This window comes from Sediminibacillus terrae, from assembly GCF_009602435.1.
Classification (GTDB): Bacteria; Bacillota; Bacilli; order Bacillales; family Amphibacillaceae; genus Sediminibacillus; species Sediminibacillus terrae.
Window position 1 is genome coordinate 385,990 of sequence record NZ_VZDQ01000021.1, and the last position, 15,615, is coordinate 401,604.

A 15,615-nucleotide genomic window follows, 5' to 3' on the forward strand; every position below is an offset into this window, starting at 1 on the left:
GACGAAACATGCATCAAACAACTGACAAAAGAAGTTCATCTAAGAAACATACACATAAAAACCGTGCGAATTCGATTAGCGATTAGAGTTCGTTCGGTTTTTGCTTTGGTGGCAGGCTATTGTCACCACCTCATCCTTTTTGTTTGCTTTCCATTATAACACGGACAAGTTAAAGTCTATCTTTCCACAAGGGCTTCAAATGTTAAAGACATAGTTGAAAATCCAAATTTTCTGTTCCTGTCATGGCAGTTTTTCAAACAAATCAGGAAGGTTTTTTTCTTTCTATATGTTTAACAAGTTTAATCAGTGGTAACTAGTATTTAAGGTTACTTTTACTAGAGTGACCGCCAACTACATATTTTGGAAGGAGGAACAAGATGGCGGAAAATAACAGCAATACAAAGATGTCACGCCGGAAATTCATTAAAAACTCCGGCTATGTAGCAGGAGGTGCTATCGGGGGCGGTTTGCTGGGGACATTGGTCACGACCAGCGTCACCAACAACGGAAGCCAGACAGCGTCCAATACAACGGATGGAGGTTCGAATAAAACGAACTTCAATAAAGCCTTGATGTACTTTGCCAGACAAAAAGATTTCAACATACTTAGTGCAGCAACGGAAAGGATCTTCCCGGAAGATGATAATGGACCAGGCGCCATTGAATTGGGAGTTCCTTACTTCATTGACCACCAATTGGCTGGTGCATATGGACATAACGATAAAGAGTACATGCAAGGGCCATTTTATGAAGGCAGCAATTTTCAGGGTTATCAAACCAGACTGAAACGCCATGAAGTTTTTGATGTAGGAATAAAAGCAATTGAACAGCAGAGTCAAAAAGACTTTGACGCATCCTTTGTCGATTTGGAAGGGAAACAACAGGACGAAATCCTACAAAAATTCCAGGATGGAGATGTGGATTTAAAAGGGGTCACCCCAACCACATTTTTCGAGTTGCTTCGCTCGGCGACCATTGAAGGAGCCTATTCTGATCCGTTATATGGCGGAAATGGAAACATGGCGGCCTGGGAAATGAAACAATTCCCGGGAAGTCAAATGAGCTACCTCGATGAAATCAAGAAGGAGGAGTTCATCGAGAAAGAGCCTAAAGCATTAAGAGCGCATATTTCATCATAATGAGCATAGGGGGATGAACAATGGCAAAAAAATTGGACAAAGTTGAAGTAGTAACTGTCGGAGTAGGCTGGACAGGCGGCATTATCGCAGCCGAACTGGCAAAGGAAGGTGTGAAAGTAGTCGGTCTTGAGCGTGGGAAAGAACGATCCACGGAAGACTTCCAAATGGTGCATGATGAATACAGATATGCCATTCGGTATGATTTGATGCAGGATTTGTCCAAAGAGACACTTACATTCCGAAACAACAGAGATGAACGAGCATTGCCGATGCGGCAGTTGGGTTCCTTCCTGTTGGGAGAAGGTTTGGGAGGAGCCGGCGTACACTGGAATGGGCAAACATGGCGCTTCTTGCCGTATGATTTGCAAATTAAGTCGATGACTGAAGAAAAATACGGGAATAAACTGGGTGATGATTATACCTTGCAAGATTGGGGCATTACCTATGAAGAATTGGAACCGTATTTCTATAAATTTGAACAAACGGCAGGAATCGGCGGGGAAGAGAACCCGATGGGCGCTCCCAGAAGCAACCCTTATCCGAATCCGCCAATGGTAGATACGCCGATTACGAAAAAGTTTAAAGAAGCTGCAAAAAACTTGGATTTACATCCTTTTCAACTGCCTTCCGCCAATATGACAGAGAACTATGAAAACCCTGACGGACAGAAAATGTATAAATGTCAATATTGCGGTTTCTGCGAACGGTTCGGATGTGAATATGGTGCAAAAGCCTCGCCTAACGTAACGGTTATTCCTACTGCCCAAGCTACAGGGAATTTTGAATTGAGAACCGACGCAAATGTCACAGAAATCCTGCATGACGGAAATCGCGCCACAGGAGTTAAATATGTCGATGTTCAAACAGGAGAAGAATTTGAACAACCAGCAGATATCGTTGTTTTGACCAGTTATGTAATGAACAATACTCGATTGTTATTACAGTCCGAGCTCGGTCAGCCTTATGATCCGGAGACAGGGAATGGCGTAATCGGCAAGAACTATTGCTATCAAATCCTTCCTGGGGCTACAGGCTTCTTTGAAGAAGAGAAATTCAATACGTATATGGGGGCAGGAGCACTCGGGGCTTCTGTCGATGACTACAATGGCGACAATTTTGATCATTCTGATCTTGATTTCATTCACGGAGCTTCCGTTTCTATCACACAGACCGGTAAACGGCCGATCAACAATAATACCGTACCGAGCGGGACACCGAACTGGGGACAGGAGTTCAAATCCCAATCGATTAAGTACTATCACCGTACCCTTTCTGTAGGGGGACAGGGAGCATCCATGCCGCACAGGGAAAACTATTTAAGTCTTGATCCAGATTACACGGACGCTTATGGCAACCCATTGCTTCGATTGACATACGACTATACGGAGCAAGATCGAAAACTCCATGAGTATATATCTGAAAAATGTGCCGAAATAATGAAAGAAATGGGTGCTGACAACGTAGAGCCCCGTTCTATCAGCGATCATTATAACATTGTGCCATATCAAACAACACACAATACAGGCGGAGTTATCATGGGGGATGACCCAGAAACGTCAGCAGTCAACAATTACTTGCAAATGTGGGATGCAGACAATGTTTTCGTCGTAGGAGCTTCAGCCTTTGCTCATAATGGCGGTTACAATCCGACCGGGACTGTAGGAGCGCTTGCATATCGTGCCGCTGAAGGTATCCTCAAATTCAGAGATGAAGATGGTCAGTTAGTACAAGCAAAGAAAACCAGCCAGTTAGCATAAGAGAGTAAGCTCGAATAAAGCAATCAAAAGGAGAGATGGACAATGGGTTTCACAAATATCGGAATACCCGGTTTGATTATTATTTTGGTTGTCACCTTGATCATTTTCGGACCGAAGAAATTACCGGAAATCGGTGCAGCTTTTGGACAGACTTTATCGGAATTTAAAAAGTCTGCCAGCCACCTGATGAGCGACAATGATGAATCCACTAACAGCAAAAAAACGGTTGATGCCCCCGAGGAAGAAAAGAAAGACTTACCATCTTAATGAATCAAGGGGAGAATGACCATGCAAGAGGCTCAGATTGAAGAACAAACGCTCGTCGAGCATATTTCTGATTTACGAAAAGCAATCATAAGCTCTGTCGTTTTTTTCGCTGTATGTTTTGTTGCGATCCTGCTATCCATCAATCAAGTTGTTCCGCTTTTGACCGATCAGGAAAAGCTTGTCATGCTTGGACCGCTGGATGTGGTCCGGTTTTATACTGGGATTGCCGGGAGTCTTAGTCTCGGCTTTTCCGCTCCGTTTATCGGATATCAAATTTGGAAATTTGTAAAGCCGGCCCTTACGGAAGAAGAGAGCAAAACAGCGATAACATTTATTCCCGGGATTTTTCTGAGTTTTGTTGCTGGACTTGCTTTCGGATTTTTTGTTATATTCCCTACCGTATTCGGATTTTTAATGAATTTGGGGACGCAAAATTTTGATATGATGATCACCGCAAAAGAGTATTTTTCTTTTATGCTGATGACCTCCATACCGCTCGGGTTTTTATTTGAAGTCCCGTTGGTATTGATGTTTTTGACGGCTGTAGGGCTGGTCACACCGGACAAGCTCGGAAAAGTCCGTAAATATGGTTACCTGCTGATGGCAGTGGTTTCTGCTTTGATCACTCCACCGGATGTTATATCGCAGATTATCGTATTAGGTCCGTTGATTGCCCTTTATGAACTGGGGGTAGTACTGTCCAAAGTGATGTATAAGCGCAGACTACGGACAGAAGCAGAAAAGGAAGCATCTTGATTATCGCTAAGTTAATTCATTAACTTATAAATGATTCACAAGGAGGAAGAGCTAACATGATGAAAAACAAAAAGTTTCTACTGATGGCTTCACTATTCGCAATAGCATTGCTGCTGGCAGCCTGCGGAGGCGGCGGTGGCGAGGACAGCTCCGGAGGTTCAGACTCGGGCGGCGGGTCAGAAACAGCTGAATCCGGAGATCCTTCAAATGGTAAGACCGTTTTTGAAAATAACTGTTTATCTTGCCATGGTGAACAAGGCCAAGGAGCCAGCGGACCGAACTTGCAGGAATCTGAAGTAGCACAAGACCAAGGAAAAGTCGAAGATAAGGTACGCAACGGCGGAAACGGCATGCCTTCCTTTGAAGGAGATCTTTCCGACTCTGAAATAGCCGATGTGGCAGCTTACATTACGGAAGAAGTCGCACAATAAAGTAAATATAGAAATTAATGAAGCTTGTAGGGGGAGATCATAAATCTCCCCCTACAAGCTTTTTTGTTCAAGTGAATACGAGTGGGGTGGGATTTATGCCGAGTCTTACCTGGTAATTTTTTTTACTCATAATAAAAGCTCCAGTCCCCATAATAGATAGCAAAGTAGAAAAGGAGTGTGTCAAGCCCAGTGGCAACTAAATTACACAAAGGCCCGGCCATTTTGGCAATCAGTTCCATTCCGCTTATTATGACGCTTGGCAATTCAATGCTTATCCCGATATTGCCCAAAATGGAATCGGAACTTGGCATCAACAGTTTTCAAGCAAGTTTGACCATAACGATTTTTTCCATCGCTGCGGCTATTTCGATTCCAGTCCTTGGCTATTTATCCGACCGCTTTACAAGGAAAAGTATCATTTTACCGGCATTGACGCTTTACGGTCTTGGCGGTCTCCTCGCAGGTATGGCAAGTGCCTGGTTCGACAATGCCTATATGTGGGTGTTGATCGGGAGAGCATTACAGGGAATCGGCGCTGCCGGAACCGCACCTATCGCTATGGCTTTGACAGGCGATTTATTCAAGGGAGGAGAACAAAGCAAAGTGTTAGGCCTAGTAGAAGCATCCAACGGATTTGGCAAAGTGCTGTCTCCGATTGTCGGATCCCTACTTGCTTTGGTTGTGTGGTATGGGCCTTTCTTTGGCTTCCCTGTATTTTGTATCATATCGGTTTTATTACTGTTGTTTTTCGTGAGAGAGAAAAAGAAAAAGCAAAAGCCACCGACTCTCGGTAATTATTTGAAAGGGTTATTCACCGTGTTCAAGCATGAAGGCCGCTGGTTATTTACTGCCTATCTAGCAGGAGCAACCGGGTTATTTACATTGTTCGGCCTGCTATTTTATCTTTCCGATGTCCTGGAAAGTGAATACAACATCAACGGTGTGCTTAAAGGCTGTGTACTGGCAATTCCGTTATTGTTCCTGATGTCCACCTCCTTTACAACCGGTAGTAAAATAGGGAAAAACCATCGGGTCATGAAAATGCTGATCGTATTGGGGTTATTGCTGATGACAGCTTCCTTTGCATCACTCGTATTCTTCACCAAACTTATTCCATTTATTGCCGTGCTGGTAGTCAGCAGTATCGGTACGGGGCTCGTCCTGCCATGCCTGAACAGTTTTATCACTGGATCTGTCGGTAAAGCGAGAAGGGGGTTTGTCACATCCCTGTATGGTTCTGTTCGTTTTCTCGGCGTTGCAGCCGGCCCGCCGGTATATGGCTGGCTGATGAACTGGTCGAGGAATGGCATGTTCTTAACGACAGCTGGATTGACATTACTGGTCGCTTTGTTATGTCTGTTGCTTATTCATGTAAAAAAGAAAAAATCGGACGAGGATCAAACCGCTCATACCTTGTTCAAAAAGCTACAATTAACGGCGGAATGAAAGAAACCGAAGGAGGAGTCAGATTTGCAACTTTACTTTTCACCTGAATTTTTAAAAGAAGAGGCACAGGTTTTGAATATTGTCGATGACAGCGAAAAAGCTGTCGGTTACTTAGCGTTTTTACTGGAAAACGAGAAAATGTATGTTTATGGGCAATTGGAGCATGAAGGGGTTACGGAAGATTTCAAGGATTTGGTGAAACCATACTTACAAGGACTCAGTAAATTAAAGCCGAATTTAGAGGTGTATTCCTATTTGACGATAGGCGGCAAGAAAGTCGAATTGGATGAAGAAAAGGACAGTTAGCACAAACTGCTGACTGGGTGAATATCATATCCTATCTCGAAACGGGGGGATAGGATTCATGGCTTTTATCGGAGAGATCTTCGAACTGCATCATCTATTGTACTTGGCTGCAGGCTTATTGACCGGTATCATTGTTGGCGCACTGCCAGGCTTGACCCCGACGATGGGTGTTGCATTGACGATTCCCTTCACTTTTACACTGGGACCGACAGAAGGGTTGATCCTGTTAGGAGGGATTTATTGCGGAAGTGTCTTCGGGGGCTCGATTCCCGCGATTCTGTTTAATGTGCCAGGTGCTCCGGCTTCTGTTGCGACTACTTTCGACGGATATCCCATGGCCCAAAAAGGACAAGGGCGAAAAGCGCTTGAATTGACTACGATCGCTTCAGTGATCGGCGGGTTATTCGGAATGTTGTTGCTCGTTTTTTTCGCCCCGGTTTTTGCTGATATCTCCTTGCAATTTGGTCCAGCCCAGACTTTCTGGGTTGCTGTATTCGGAATCACTGCGATTGCTGCCATTTCAGATGGAACAGTCATCAAAAATTTGATCGGCGGCGGAATCGGAATCGGACTTGCATTTGTTGGTATCCATACGGTAACTGGATTACCAAGATTCACTTTTGGAATAGACAGTTTTGTCGGGGGCTTTCATATTGTCGCTGTATTAATTGGCTTATTTGCACTTCCACAGGCGTTTCGTCTGGTAGAAAAGCTGACCGAGCCTGACAATCGCCATCAATCGCCATTACCAATGAAACCTTCGACTATCGGACAGTCTTTCAAGGATGTATTGCTCCGCCCGAAGTCTGTTTTGATCGGGAGTGGGGTTGGGTCATTTATCGGCATGATACCTGGAGCCGGAGGAAATATAGCCAGCATCCTTGCTTACAATGAAGTGAAACGTTTTTCAAAGAAAAAAAACAATTTCGGAAAGGGAGAAAAAAAGGGCATTATCGCCTCTGAAAGCGCGAACAATGCCATGGTGGGCGGTTCATTGATCCCTTTGCTGACGTTAGGTATCCCAGGCTCGCCTACAGCCGCCATTTTTCTCGGAGGGTTGTTGATTCATGGAATTTGGCCTGGAAGGAATTTATTTGTAGACCATGCAGATGTTGCATATACTTTTCTTTTCAGCATGGTAGCAGCTCAAATTTTGTTATTGTTTCTCGGCTTGGGACTGATCAAGTACATGACAAAGTTGGCCCTGATCCCCACTTTCTTGATGGCGCCTGTTATACTGTCTTTCTCTATTATCGGCGCCTATACGACTCAGAACAACGTATTCGATGTGTATACTGCTGTCGTTATTGGCTCTGTCATGTATTTTCTGCAAAGATATGACTTTTCGGCGGCTCCGATTGCACTTGGATTTATTCTGGGGAGTATTGCTGAAGAAGGGCTGCTTACTGGTATTCAAGTAGGCATTGCAGAGGGTGGAGCCTGGCATTATTTCTTTTCAGGAGGTTGGAACCTTGCCCTGATTCTATTAATTTTCGGAACAATCGCTGCTTCAACCTTTCAGGGAATCAGCAGCCACAGGAAGAAAGAAAGCCCCTCTCGAAACACAGAATTCGGTGTGAAGCTTAAACGTCGAATTCTTTGGATCTTATGTGCTGCTTTTTGTTTGCTCGCTGCTTTTTTGGTGAACACTCTTCAGTTCGAATTACGGATCATGCCGCAATTCACCCTGATTATTCTGTCCTTGCTTTCCATGATAGAAGCAGCGAAAAAAAATAAAAACGTACCGAATAACCAATATATCCTGCCGAAGAAAATGGTACCACTGCTGCTGCTTATCCTGTTTATCCTTTTTTCCGTCCAGTTGATCGGTTTTTACTTTCAGGTGTTGCTGCTTATGCTGCTCATACCCGGATATGCAATTAAAAAAAGATGGCAAACATTTTCTTATAAACAATTACTCGCCGTATCGGTGGTTTTCACGGGGATTCTTTACCTTGTCTTTTCGTTGATATTTCAGGTACCGCTTCCTGTTTTAAGCTGGCTATAGAACCGTCAATCAACAATGTCAATCGATTTCAAAAGCTCCTTGTAATCCTTGGATCGACGATCTATTTCTTCTTTTATTTGCTGCCGGTCCATCACCAGCATGTCGGCACCGGCTTTCTCCATTTCGTCCAAAAATTCCTGATCCTCCAATAGTGCAAGGAATGATTTTTCCAGTTTTTCAATAATTTCTTCGGGAGTTCCTTCCCTTGCCGCGATTCCACGGTCCGTACTCATGATGACTTGCGGAAAACCAAGTTCTTTGAAAGTGGGAACATCCGGAGCAAAAGGATGCCTTTCCTCAGAAGCGATTGCTAATGGTCTTACCTCACTTCCCAGTCGGTAAATATCGGATAAATTTCCGGCAAGTATATCCGTGTGACCGCCAAGTAAGGAAGAAATCGCTTCGGAAGAACCTTTGAACGGAATGTCCTCCACGTCGATTTCAGCAGCGTTTTCCAAAAGCAGGATAGCGAGATGCTGGCCGACAAACTTTCCGGCATTACCGATCGTCATGGTCCCTGGCGATTCTTTCGCAGCACTTATTAAATCATCGAGTGTTTTCATTTGGCTGTCATTTCGCACTGCAAACACAGTAGGATCGCCACCCCAGTTAACAATCGGTTCAAAGGTATCTATGTCGTAGGAAGTATTTCCTACCAACGGCTGGGTGATGATATGAGGCAGATTATATGCAGAGAGAATATATCCATCAGGCTTAACCGATGAAAAATAGTTCCAGCCGACTTGCCCTCCGCCCCCTGGTTTGTTTACAATCACGACTTCCTGTCCCAAATATTCCTTTGCATACTTGGCGATAATCCTCGCTTGTGTATCCGTGGCAGCCCCGGGTGAATAGGCAACAACCATCTGGACACTTTTGTCCGGGTACTTATCCACGTTGCTTTTACTACTACAGCCTGTGAGTAAAACAGGACATATACAAAAGAGTAATAACAGGCAAGTGCTTTTCATATTGTGCGCTCCTTTCTTCTTCAAGAAAGCATATGCGCGACTAAAACAGTTTAAAAATTGTCCCAACAGATAAATGCGGGCTTTTACTTCCGGATTCTTCCTTATTGCCTGAATTTTCGTGTTCAGTGAGTAAGGGGTCTTGCCGGGTCATTGACCTACGTTTCCACCCTTAACACAAAGGATGACGGGAAGCCATGCAAAGTGGTTACTTCTTCTTTCTGATTGACAATAAGCCTGGCAGAAAGGAAAGCTTGGTGGTAAACAGGAGATCCACCATTTTTGTAGATACCCATTGGCAAACGATGGCTTGGATAACGATTCGCCAGTCGATGATCGATGCGGTCAATAAAAAAACAGAACCATTAAGAAACAACAGAGGTTTGCCAGGAGGGATGTTCCGATATTTTGCCGTGATCAGGGCAATGACTCCCATTCCGCCATTGGAAACACCTTGTTTTAACAGGATTCCGATTCCGAAACCCAGAATCAGCGATCCGAGCAAAAGGTCGAGCCATGTGTTCCCGGCATGCAAAAATAGGGGATTATCAAAAAATTGGACAGCCAGCGAGGTGATTGTGATGGCATACATCGTCCCGAGCGCGCTTGCATTTCCAAGCCAGTGAATTGCCGCAGCCAACAAAGAGAAATTGACAATCCATAATGCAAGGCTGAGAGGCATTTCGAACCAGTAGTTAAACAAAACAGCTATCCCGCCAGCTCCTCCCGATGGAATGAAATGGGGAAATAAAAACACGGACATCGCATAGCCTTGAACAATGGCTCCTATTGTAACCAAAGCGAGCACTGCACCTTTATGCGCCATGATTGCTATTTTCCTTCTGAGCTTGTAGGAAATTTGTTTGTTCCTTCATGAAAAAATTCCACACATTCATTGCCGTGCTCCTCGATTCTTTTTATAAGGCTTGTCAACCTCATTCTATTTTCTTGCGGCTCGTTTTATGTTTAGAAGAAGCGAAAAGAGAACAAGCCTCAAGGAGTGGATGAACCGTCACAGAAGAAAACGAAGCGGCCTGCAAAATGCAGGCCGCTTGCTTGGAGAAAATAACGAACGTTTTTTTGGGCGACAGTTTGTTTTCGGTCACTGTTTGCGGCAAACAGTTCCTTATACATACCTGGTATTTCCTTGACAGTTTGAATGGTTTCTTGTACATCGCTTTTCGATTTTTCAATGGAGTGTTGAATGGACGATTGGTTTTCCGATAAAAGGGATGTTTGCCGCTGCATTTCATTCACTTCTTGCTGGAGGGGAGCCATTGTTTGACTCATCTTATTTAACTCAGATTGAATTCCTTTTCTGGCCTGGTTTCCCATTATCGCACCTATAACCAAGGCAATCAGGACGATAGCCAGACAGATAACCATAATTGCCAATTGAATCAACTCCTTTGTGTTTCATCTACCCGGACAGACATCTTGTAAATCTCTTTTTTCCTTGATTAAACAAATGGGGGATTAACCATACTAACTACAAAACGATTGAAGTGGAGGCATGATGATGACTATTTTCCGGCTTGGTTACGTAGCCATGAGTAAGCAGGTGACAAACAGTTCTCCATCTCAAACAATGACATTCAAAACCTTCAGCCAGCTGAACGACCGGGAAGCGGCAAAGAGGAAACTCGAGCGGATTGCCAGAAGCAACATCCATAACTGCCTGCGGCTTCTCAAACATAATAAAGCGCTTGGCATTTCATTTTTCCGGTTAAGCTCCCGATTAATACCCCTTGCCACCCACGAGGATTTATCGGAGTGGCACTATTATGAGTCATTAGAGGAAGATCTTCAGCAACTCGGTGCATATGCCCTTGCAAATGATATGCGCATTGATTTCCACCCTGATCATTTTGTGGTTCTCAATTCCCCTAAGGAAGAAATTTTGAAAGCTTCGGTCAAAACATTGAGATACCATCATCGGTTGTTATCGGCGATGAAGATTCCAGTAAAGCACCGTTGCGTTCTGCATGTCGGAGGCTTATATGGTGATAAAGAAAAAGCACTTGAAAAGTTTATTGATAACTGGAGCAGAATGAACGAAGAATTACAGCAAATGATTATGCTTGAAAATGATGATAAGACATTTACACTTAAAGATGTGCTGTATCTTTCGGAAAAACTTGGAGTTCCGACTGTATTTGATTTGCATCATCACATAGCCAATCATGAAGAATCGGACTGGTGTTTGGATTGGCCAAGGGTATTGGAAACTTGGAGAACGTCTGATCTGCCGGTCAAGATTCACCTTTCCAGTCCGAAAAATAAAAAGAACTTTCGCCACCATGCAGACTTTTTGGATGTAAATATGGTTGTCGAGTTTGCACGGAAAGTAAGTGGAACGACTGAGCAAATCGACTGTATGCTTGAAGCTAAACAAAAAGATGACGCCCTTATCCAGTTGGTTGAAGAATTAAAAGAAATTCCTCAAATAAATTGGATCAATAAGAGCACTTTTGTATTGAAGTAAACGAATATATTTTCTTCTGCTTCCGTTTTTTTTATACTGTTATAGAAAGAGATAAGAATAAGAATCAAACGTAAAAAGGAGTAGAGGAAATATGGTATCTGTAAAAATGAAGGTGCAAACCGCTTTCCATGGAGAATTATTCCGATCTGGAAAAACCTATGAAGTCGATGAGAACACGGCAAAACGCTGGGAATCCAGCAACATTGCCGAAATAATAACACAGGAGCAAGAAACTCCTGATAAGCAATAAAATGATTGACAATTCTGATATTTTGTTCGATAATAATACAAATATGTAAAAAGCAAGGAAAAAGACCAGTAGGTTGATCTTCCGTGGAAAGAGAAAAGAAACCACCGGCTGAAAGTTTCTTACACATCGAGCCAACCGAACCTATCTTTCGAGCTGTCGGACAATAGACCGTTTTCCTCGTTACGGAAGAGAGAGGGCATACGCACGTGTATGCCAACAAAGGTGGTACCGCGGAAACATACCCACTTCGTCCTTTGCATGGTGATCCATGCAGGATGGAGTGGTTTTTTGTATTGGTCACTTAAACAGGCATTGACCAAAGATAGCGGCCAATATGGCGGTCGCTATCAGAAAGGAGGGAAGAGAGATGAAAAAAAGGGTGATTGTCAAGATAGGGAGTAGTTCACTAGCCAAAACAAACGGTGGGTTGAGTGAAATAAAGCTGAGTAAACACGTAGCTGCAATAACACGGTTAGTGCGAAGCGGACATCAAGTCATTTTGATTTCTTCCGGAGCCGTGGCTGCCGGTTTCCGCGCACTTGGATATAAAACAAGGCCGGAAACCATCAAGGGAAAACAGGCTGCTGCCGCTGTAGGACAAGGGAAATTACTGCATGCTTACGAAGAAGCTTTTGATCGGTATGACATTGTTACAGCACAGCTGTTACTAACACGTAACGTCTTTTCAGATATAAATCAGTATTCTAATGTTTTCCATACGCTTGAAGAATTGCTGAAACGCTCGGTGATTCCGATTATCAACGAGAATGATTCCGTGTCTGTGGATGAACTTACCTTTGGTGATAACGATATGCTCGCTGCGCTAGTAAGCGGTTTGTTGAACGCCGACCTGTTAGTCTTGTTCACCGATATGGATGGTATCTACACGGCAAATCCTTCTTGCCATCCTGCTGCTGAAAAAATTTCTTATATACCGAAAATAACAGATTCTCATTTAAGAAAAATGGATCATTCTTCTGGATCCAAATGGGGGACCGGAGGCATCAAATCCAAATTACTTGCTGCAAAGACTGCCCTCGATCTTGGAGTGCCCGTCTTTATCGGAAGAAATACAGGGGAGGGAATACTCGAAACAATTGTCGTCGGTAAAGGGGAAGGGACATATATAGGAAAAGAAGGATTGGTCAGCTGGAGGAAGCCAAAACAATGGATTGCCTATCATTCCAATATATCTGGCCAGATAACGATCGATAAAGGGGCGGAACAAGCGATCGTGCATGGCCGTAAAAGCTTGCTGCCTGCAGGGATCACCGATATAGCAGGAGATTTCTCACCAGGGAACGTCATTGAAATTCTCAATCAGGACCGACTCATCATCGGGAAAGGGCAAGTCAATTACTCTTTCTCATCTCTTGACAAAGTGGCAGGTATGTCCAGCACGCAAGCCATGGAGGTAACAGGAAGTAAGCATCCGGAAGTCGTGCACCGCGATAAAATGGTAATAGAAAAGGGGATTTTGAATGAGTGAACTACTGCAAAAAGCAACTCTTGCCAAACAAGCAACACGACAGCTGTCTGCTGCCACAACGAAACAAAAAAATGAGGCATTGCTAAAAGTCGCTGATCAAGTAAAGAAAGATAAAGAATTGATCTTGGAAGCAAACAAAAAGGATTTGGCAGCTGCCCGCAACAGAAATTTGTCTGAATCCATTGTCGACCGGATTTTGCTGACGGAAGAACGGCTTATGTACATGGCGGATGCTGTTAAAAACTTGATCGATTTAACGGATCCAGTCGGACAGTGTTTGTCAGAATGGTCAAGGCCGAACGGACTGAAAATCAAAAGGGTTTCTGTACCGATAGGTGTAGTCGGGATGATTTATGAAGCAAGGCCGAATGTCACATTGGATGCTGCTTGCTTATGTTTGAAAACTGGAAACGCCATTTTGTTGCGAGGCAGTTCTTCTGCTTCTTTTTCCAACCTAGCCATCGTAAAATCAATCCGTTCCGCTTTGGAAAATACGGAGCTTTCTTTCCAATCCGTACAACTACTGGAGAATAATAGCCATGACACTGTCCGGCAAATGCTTCGGCTTAACGAGTACCTTGATGTGTTAATACCGCGCGGAGGAAGTGAACTAATCGAAACGGTCGTCCAAGAGGCAACAGTACCGGTGATTGAAACAGGGGCTGGGAACTGCCATTTATATATTGACGCAACAGCGAATCCAGAAATGGCCGTTTCCATTGCGGTAAATGCGAAAACACAACGGCCCTCGGTCTGTAATGCTATCGAAACGATTGTCGTCCAAAGAGATTGGGCCAATTCGCATCTGGATTTGTTAATTGAATCCCTACAAGAAGAAAGTGTGATGATCAAAGGGGATAGGAATGCGCTGGAACTGAGTGATCTTGCCATAGAACCAGCAGATGCTGCAGATTGGGCAGAGGAATACCTGGACAACATGGTGGCTTTGAAAATAGTAGAGGATGTATGGGAAGCCATTAAACATATCAACCTTTATAGCTCCAAACACAGCGAGGCCATTATTAGCGAATCGGCTCCGAGTGTAGAAGCGTTTTTTCAATCTGTCGATGCCGCCGCTCTCTATCACAATGCCTCGACACGATTTACAGACGGTTTTGAATTCGGTTTTGGCGCCGAGATTGGCATAAGTACTCAAAAGCTTCATGCCAGGGGACCAATGGGACTTTCGACATTGACTTCTTATAAATACTTGATTGAAGGAGGAGGTCAAGTGAAATGCTGAAGCAGATCAGGAAACTGCCGCAATTATCCAATTCTCTGTTGAAATAACTGGTATAACTTGCTATAATAATTAGCTGTATAATAATTATTCTTAAATGATAATAATTCAAATAAATTTCAGGGAGAGTCATGATGTCTAGCAATCATTTAGTCTTTGTGTATGGCACCTTGAGGGAAAATGAACCAAACCATCATTTACTGGAAAATGCCGACTGCATCGCAAGACAAAGTTGGACAGAAGGTGTATTATACGATACTGGTAACGGTTATCCTGTAATGGGAGTTAGCTCTTTTCACCGAGTATATGGGGAAGTGTATGAAGTATCGTCGGACTTACTAAACCAGTTGAGTGAATTGGAAAGTTTTCCAGAAAAGACGAATCGGTATGAAAAAGTCGTTCAGACCATTTACAGCGATGCCGGAGAGATGGAAGCAATTGTTTATGTCAATGGAACTTTTTCGCTTGCACAACTGCAAGAAGTGAAATTCGGTGATTGGAAATGCCATCTCCATTTGGATAAGGCCGTGTTCCGTTATTTCGCGTATGGTTCCTGTATGGATTCGGAGCGTTTTACCACTGCCGGCGTAGCGGAATACTTTACCAAAGTGATCGGTTGCGGAAAAGCTAATAACTTTTCGCTTGCATATACCCGCGCTGCGAAAGATGGAGGCAGGGCAGATATTATCGAATCCGATGGGTATGTAGAAGGTAAAGTGTACGAATTGAAAAAAGAAGCGTTAGATTACTTGTTTATGCGGGAAGGTGTACATGGCAACCATTACCGTCCGGCATTTGTTTCCGTGGAAGTAGACGGGAATGTACTCGAAAATGTATTGACCTTTATCGTGATTGATAAGTCGGAAGAATTGGCGCCGCCGCTTCACTATGCTACAGAAATCTTAAGAGGCGCCAACGGTGTTGTCAGTGAGCAGTATTATCACCAGCTCGAAGAGGATTTGTTTCATAAATTCCGGCTTAAAATCGATATACAGAAAGACTTGGAACTTGCAAGTCCCGGAAAATAAGCAGAAGCCACAGCTTTCTGCTTATTTTTTTTCGGTCATGACGAG

16 protein-coding genes and 1 other annotated feature are annotated in these 15,615 nt (G+C 43.7%); of the genes, 13 read left to right on the top strand and 3 right to left on the bottom strand.

Going from position 1 to position 15,615, the window contains the following annotated elements; translation table 11 throughout:
• Positions 1 to 377 precede the first annotated feature (377 nt).
• The 8 genes from F6X55_RS07915 to F6X55_RS07950 all read left to right on the top strand — a co-directional run bounded on the left by F6X55_RS07915 (position 378) and on the right by F6X55_RS07950 (position 8,110).
• Positions 378 to 1,139, top strand: a complete 762-nt coding sequence (locus tag F6X55_RS07915; protein WP_026570218.1) for a gluconate 2-dehydrogenase subunit 3 family protein — start codon at positions 378 to 380, stop codon at positions 1,137 to 1,139.
• Positions 1,140 to 1,159: 20 nt separating this feature from the next.
• Positions 1,160 to 2,896 carry a GMC family oxidoreductase gene (locus F6X55_RS07920; RefSeq protein ID WP_026570217.1) on the top strand — a complete coding sequence of 579 codons (1,737 nt, stop codon included), beginning with the start codon at positions 1,160 to 1,162 and terminating at the stop codon, positions 2,894 to 2,896.
• 42 nt (positions 2,897 to 2,938) lie between these two features.
• Positions 2,939 to 3,163 (top strand): twin-arginine translocase TatA/TatE family subunit, encoded by a 225-nt coding sequence (gene tatA, locus F6X55_RS07925; protein WP_026570216.1) that lies wholly within the window; start codon positions 2,939 to 2,941, stop codon positions 3,161 to 3,163.
• A 21-nt stretch (positions 3,164 to 3,184) separates the two neighbouring features.
• Positions 3,185 to 3,919 carry a twin-arginine translocase subunit TatC gene (gene tatC, locus F6X55_RS07930; protein ID WP_026570215.1) on the top strand — a complete coding sequence of 245 codons (735 nt, stop codon included), beginning with the start codon at positions 3,185 to 3,187 and terminating at the stop codon, positions 3,917 to 3,919.
• Positions 3,920 to 3,975: 56 nt separating this feature from the next.
• Positions 3,976 to 4,350, top strand: coding sequence for a c-type cytochrome (locus F6X55_RS07935; protein ID WP_153462643.1), 375 nt, complete (start codon positions 3,976 to 3,978; stop codon positions 4,348 to 4,350).
• A 249-nt stretch (positions 4,351 to 4,599) separates the two neighbouring features.
• The gene (locus tag F6X55_RS07940) at positions 4,600 to 5,796 is read left to right on the top strand and encodes an MFS transporter (RefSeq protein ID WP_152525535.1); all 1,197 of its coding nucleotides are present in this window, start codon (positions 4,600 to 4,602) and stop codon (positions 5,794 to 5,796) included.
• A 24-nt stretch (positions 5,797 to 5,820) separates the two neighbouring features.
• Positions 5,821 to 6,102: a hypothetical protein gene (locus F6X55_RS07945; protein WP_026570212.1), complete on the top strand. Its 282-nt coding sequence runs from the start codon at positions 5,821 to 5,823 to the stop codon at positions 6,100 to 6,102.
• 58 nt (positions 6,103 to 6,160) lie between these two features.
• Positions 6,161 to 8,110, top strand: coding sequence for a tripartite tricarboxylate transporter permease (locus tag F6X55_RS07950; protein ID WP_153462645.1), 1,950 nt, complete (start codon positions 6,161 to 6,163; stop codon positions 8,108 to 8,110).
• 5 nt (positions 8,111 to 8,115) lie between these two features.
• Here F6X55_RS07950 and F6X55_RS07955 read toward each other — a convergent pair whose 3' ends face one another.
• The 3 genes from F6X55_RS07955 to F6X55_RS07965 all read right to left on the bottom strand — a co-directional run bounded on the left by F6X55_RS07955 (position 8,116) and on the right by F6X55_RS07965 (position 10,473).
• Positions 8,116 to 9,006, bottom strand: a complete 891-nt coding sequence (locus F6X55_RS07955; protein ID WP_161993063.1) for a tripartite tricarboxylate transporter substrate binding protein — start codon at positions 9,004 to 9,006, stop codon at positions 8,116 to 8,118.
• Between the two features lie 280 nt (positions 9,007 to 9,286).
• Positions 9,287 to 9,904, bottom strand: a complete 618-nt coding sequence (locus F6X55_RS07960) for a YitT family protein (protein ID WP_026570210.1) — start codon at positions 9,902 to 9,904, stop codon at positions 9,287 to 9,289.
• A gap of 167 nt (positions 9,905 to 10,071) precedes the next feature.
• Entirely contained in the window at positions 10,072 to 10,473 is a 402-nt protein-coding gene (locus F6X55_RS07965) for a hypothetical protein (protein ID WP_153462649.1), read from the bottom strand.
• A gap of 124 nt (positions 10,474 to 10,597) precedes the next feature.
• On the opposite strand from F6X55_RS07965, the gene uvsE reads away from it, so the two are divergent.
• The 5 genes from uvsE (at position 10,598) to F6X55_RS07985 (ending at position 15,570) form a co-directional block, all read left to right on the top strand.
• Positions 10,598 to 11,563: a UV DNA damage repair endonuclease UvsE gene (uvsE, locus tag F6X55_RS07970; protein ID WP_237648618.1), complete on the top strand. Its 966-nt coding sequence runs from the start codon at positions 10,598 to 10,600 to the stop codon at positions 11,561 to 11,563.
• Between the two features lie 91 nt (positions 11,564 to 11,654).
• A complete protein-coding gene (locus F6X55_RS20065) occupies positions 11,655 to 11,813 on the top strand; it encodes a hypothetical protein (protein WP_202616120.1) in 159 nt (52 codons plus the stop codon).
• Positions 11,814 to 11,859: 46 nt separating this feature from the next.
• Positions 11,860 to 12,071: a binding site (T-box leader), on the top strand.
• Between the two features lie 109 nt (positions 12,072 to 12,180).
• Entirely contained in the window at positions 12,181 to 13,302 is a 1,122-nt protein-coding gene (proB, locus tag F6X55_RS07975; RefSeq protein ID WP_153462653.1) for a glutamate 5-kinase, read from the top strand.
• The gene (locus tag F6X55_RS07980; RefSeq protein WP_153462655.1) at positions 13,295 to 14,545 is read left to right on the top strand and encodes a glutamate-5-semialdehyde dehydrogenase; all 1,251 of its coding nucleotides are present in this window, start codon (positions 13,295 to 13,297) and stop codon (positions 14,543 to 14,545) included. Before proB ends, F6X55_RS07980 begins: the two co-directional genes overlap by 8 nt.
• Positions 14,546 to 14,676: 131 nt before the next feature.
• Positions 14,677 to 15,570, top strand: coding sequence for a gamma-glutamylcyclotransferase family protein (locus tag F6X55_RS07985; RefSeq protein ID WP_153462657.1), 894 nt, complete (start codon positions 14,677 to 14,679; stop codon positions 15,568 to 15,570).
• The last annotated feature ends 45 nt before the right edge of the window (positions 15,571 to 15,615 follow it).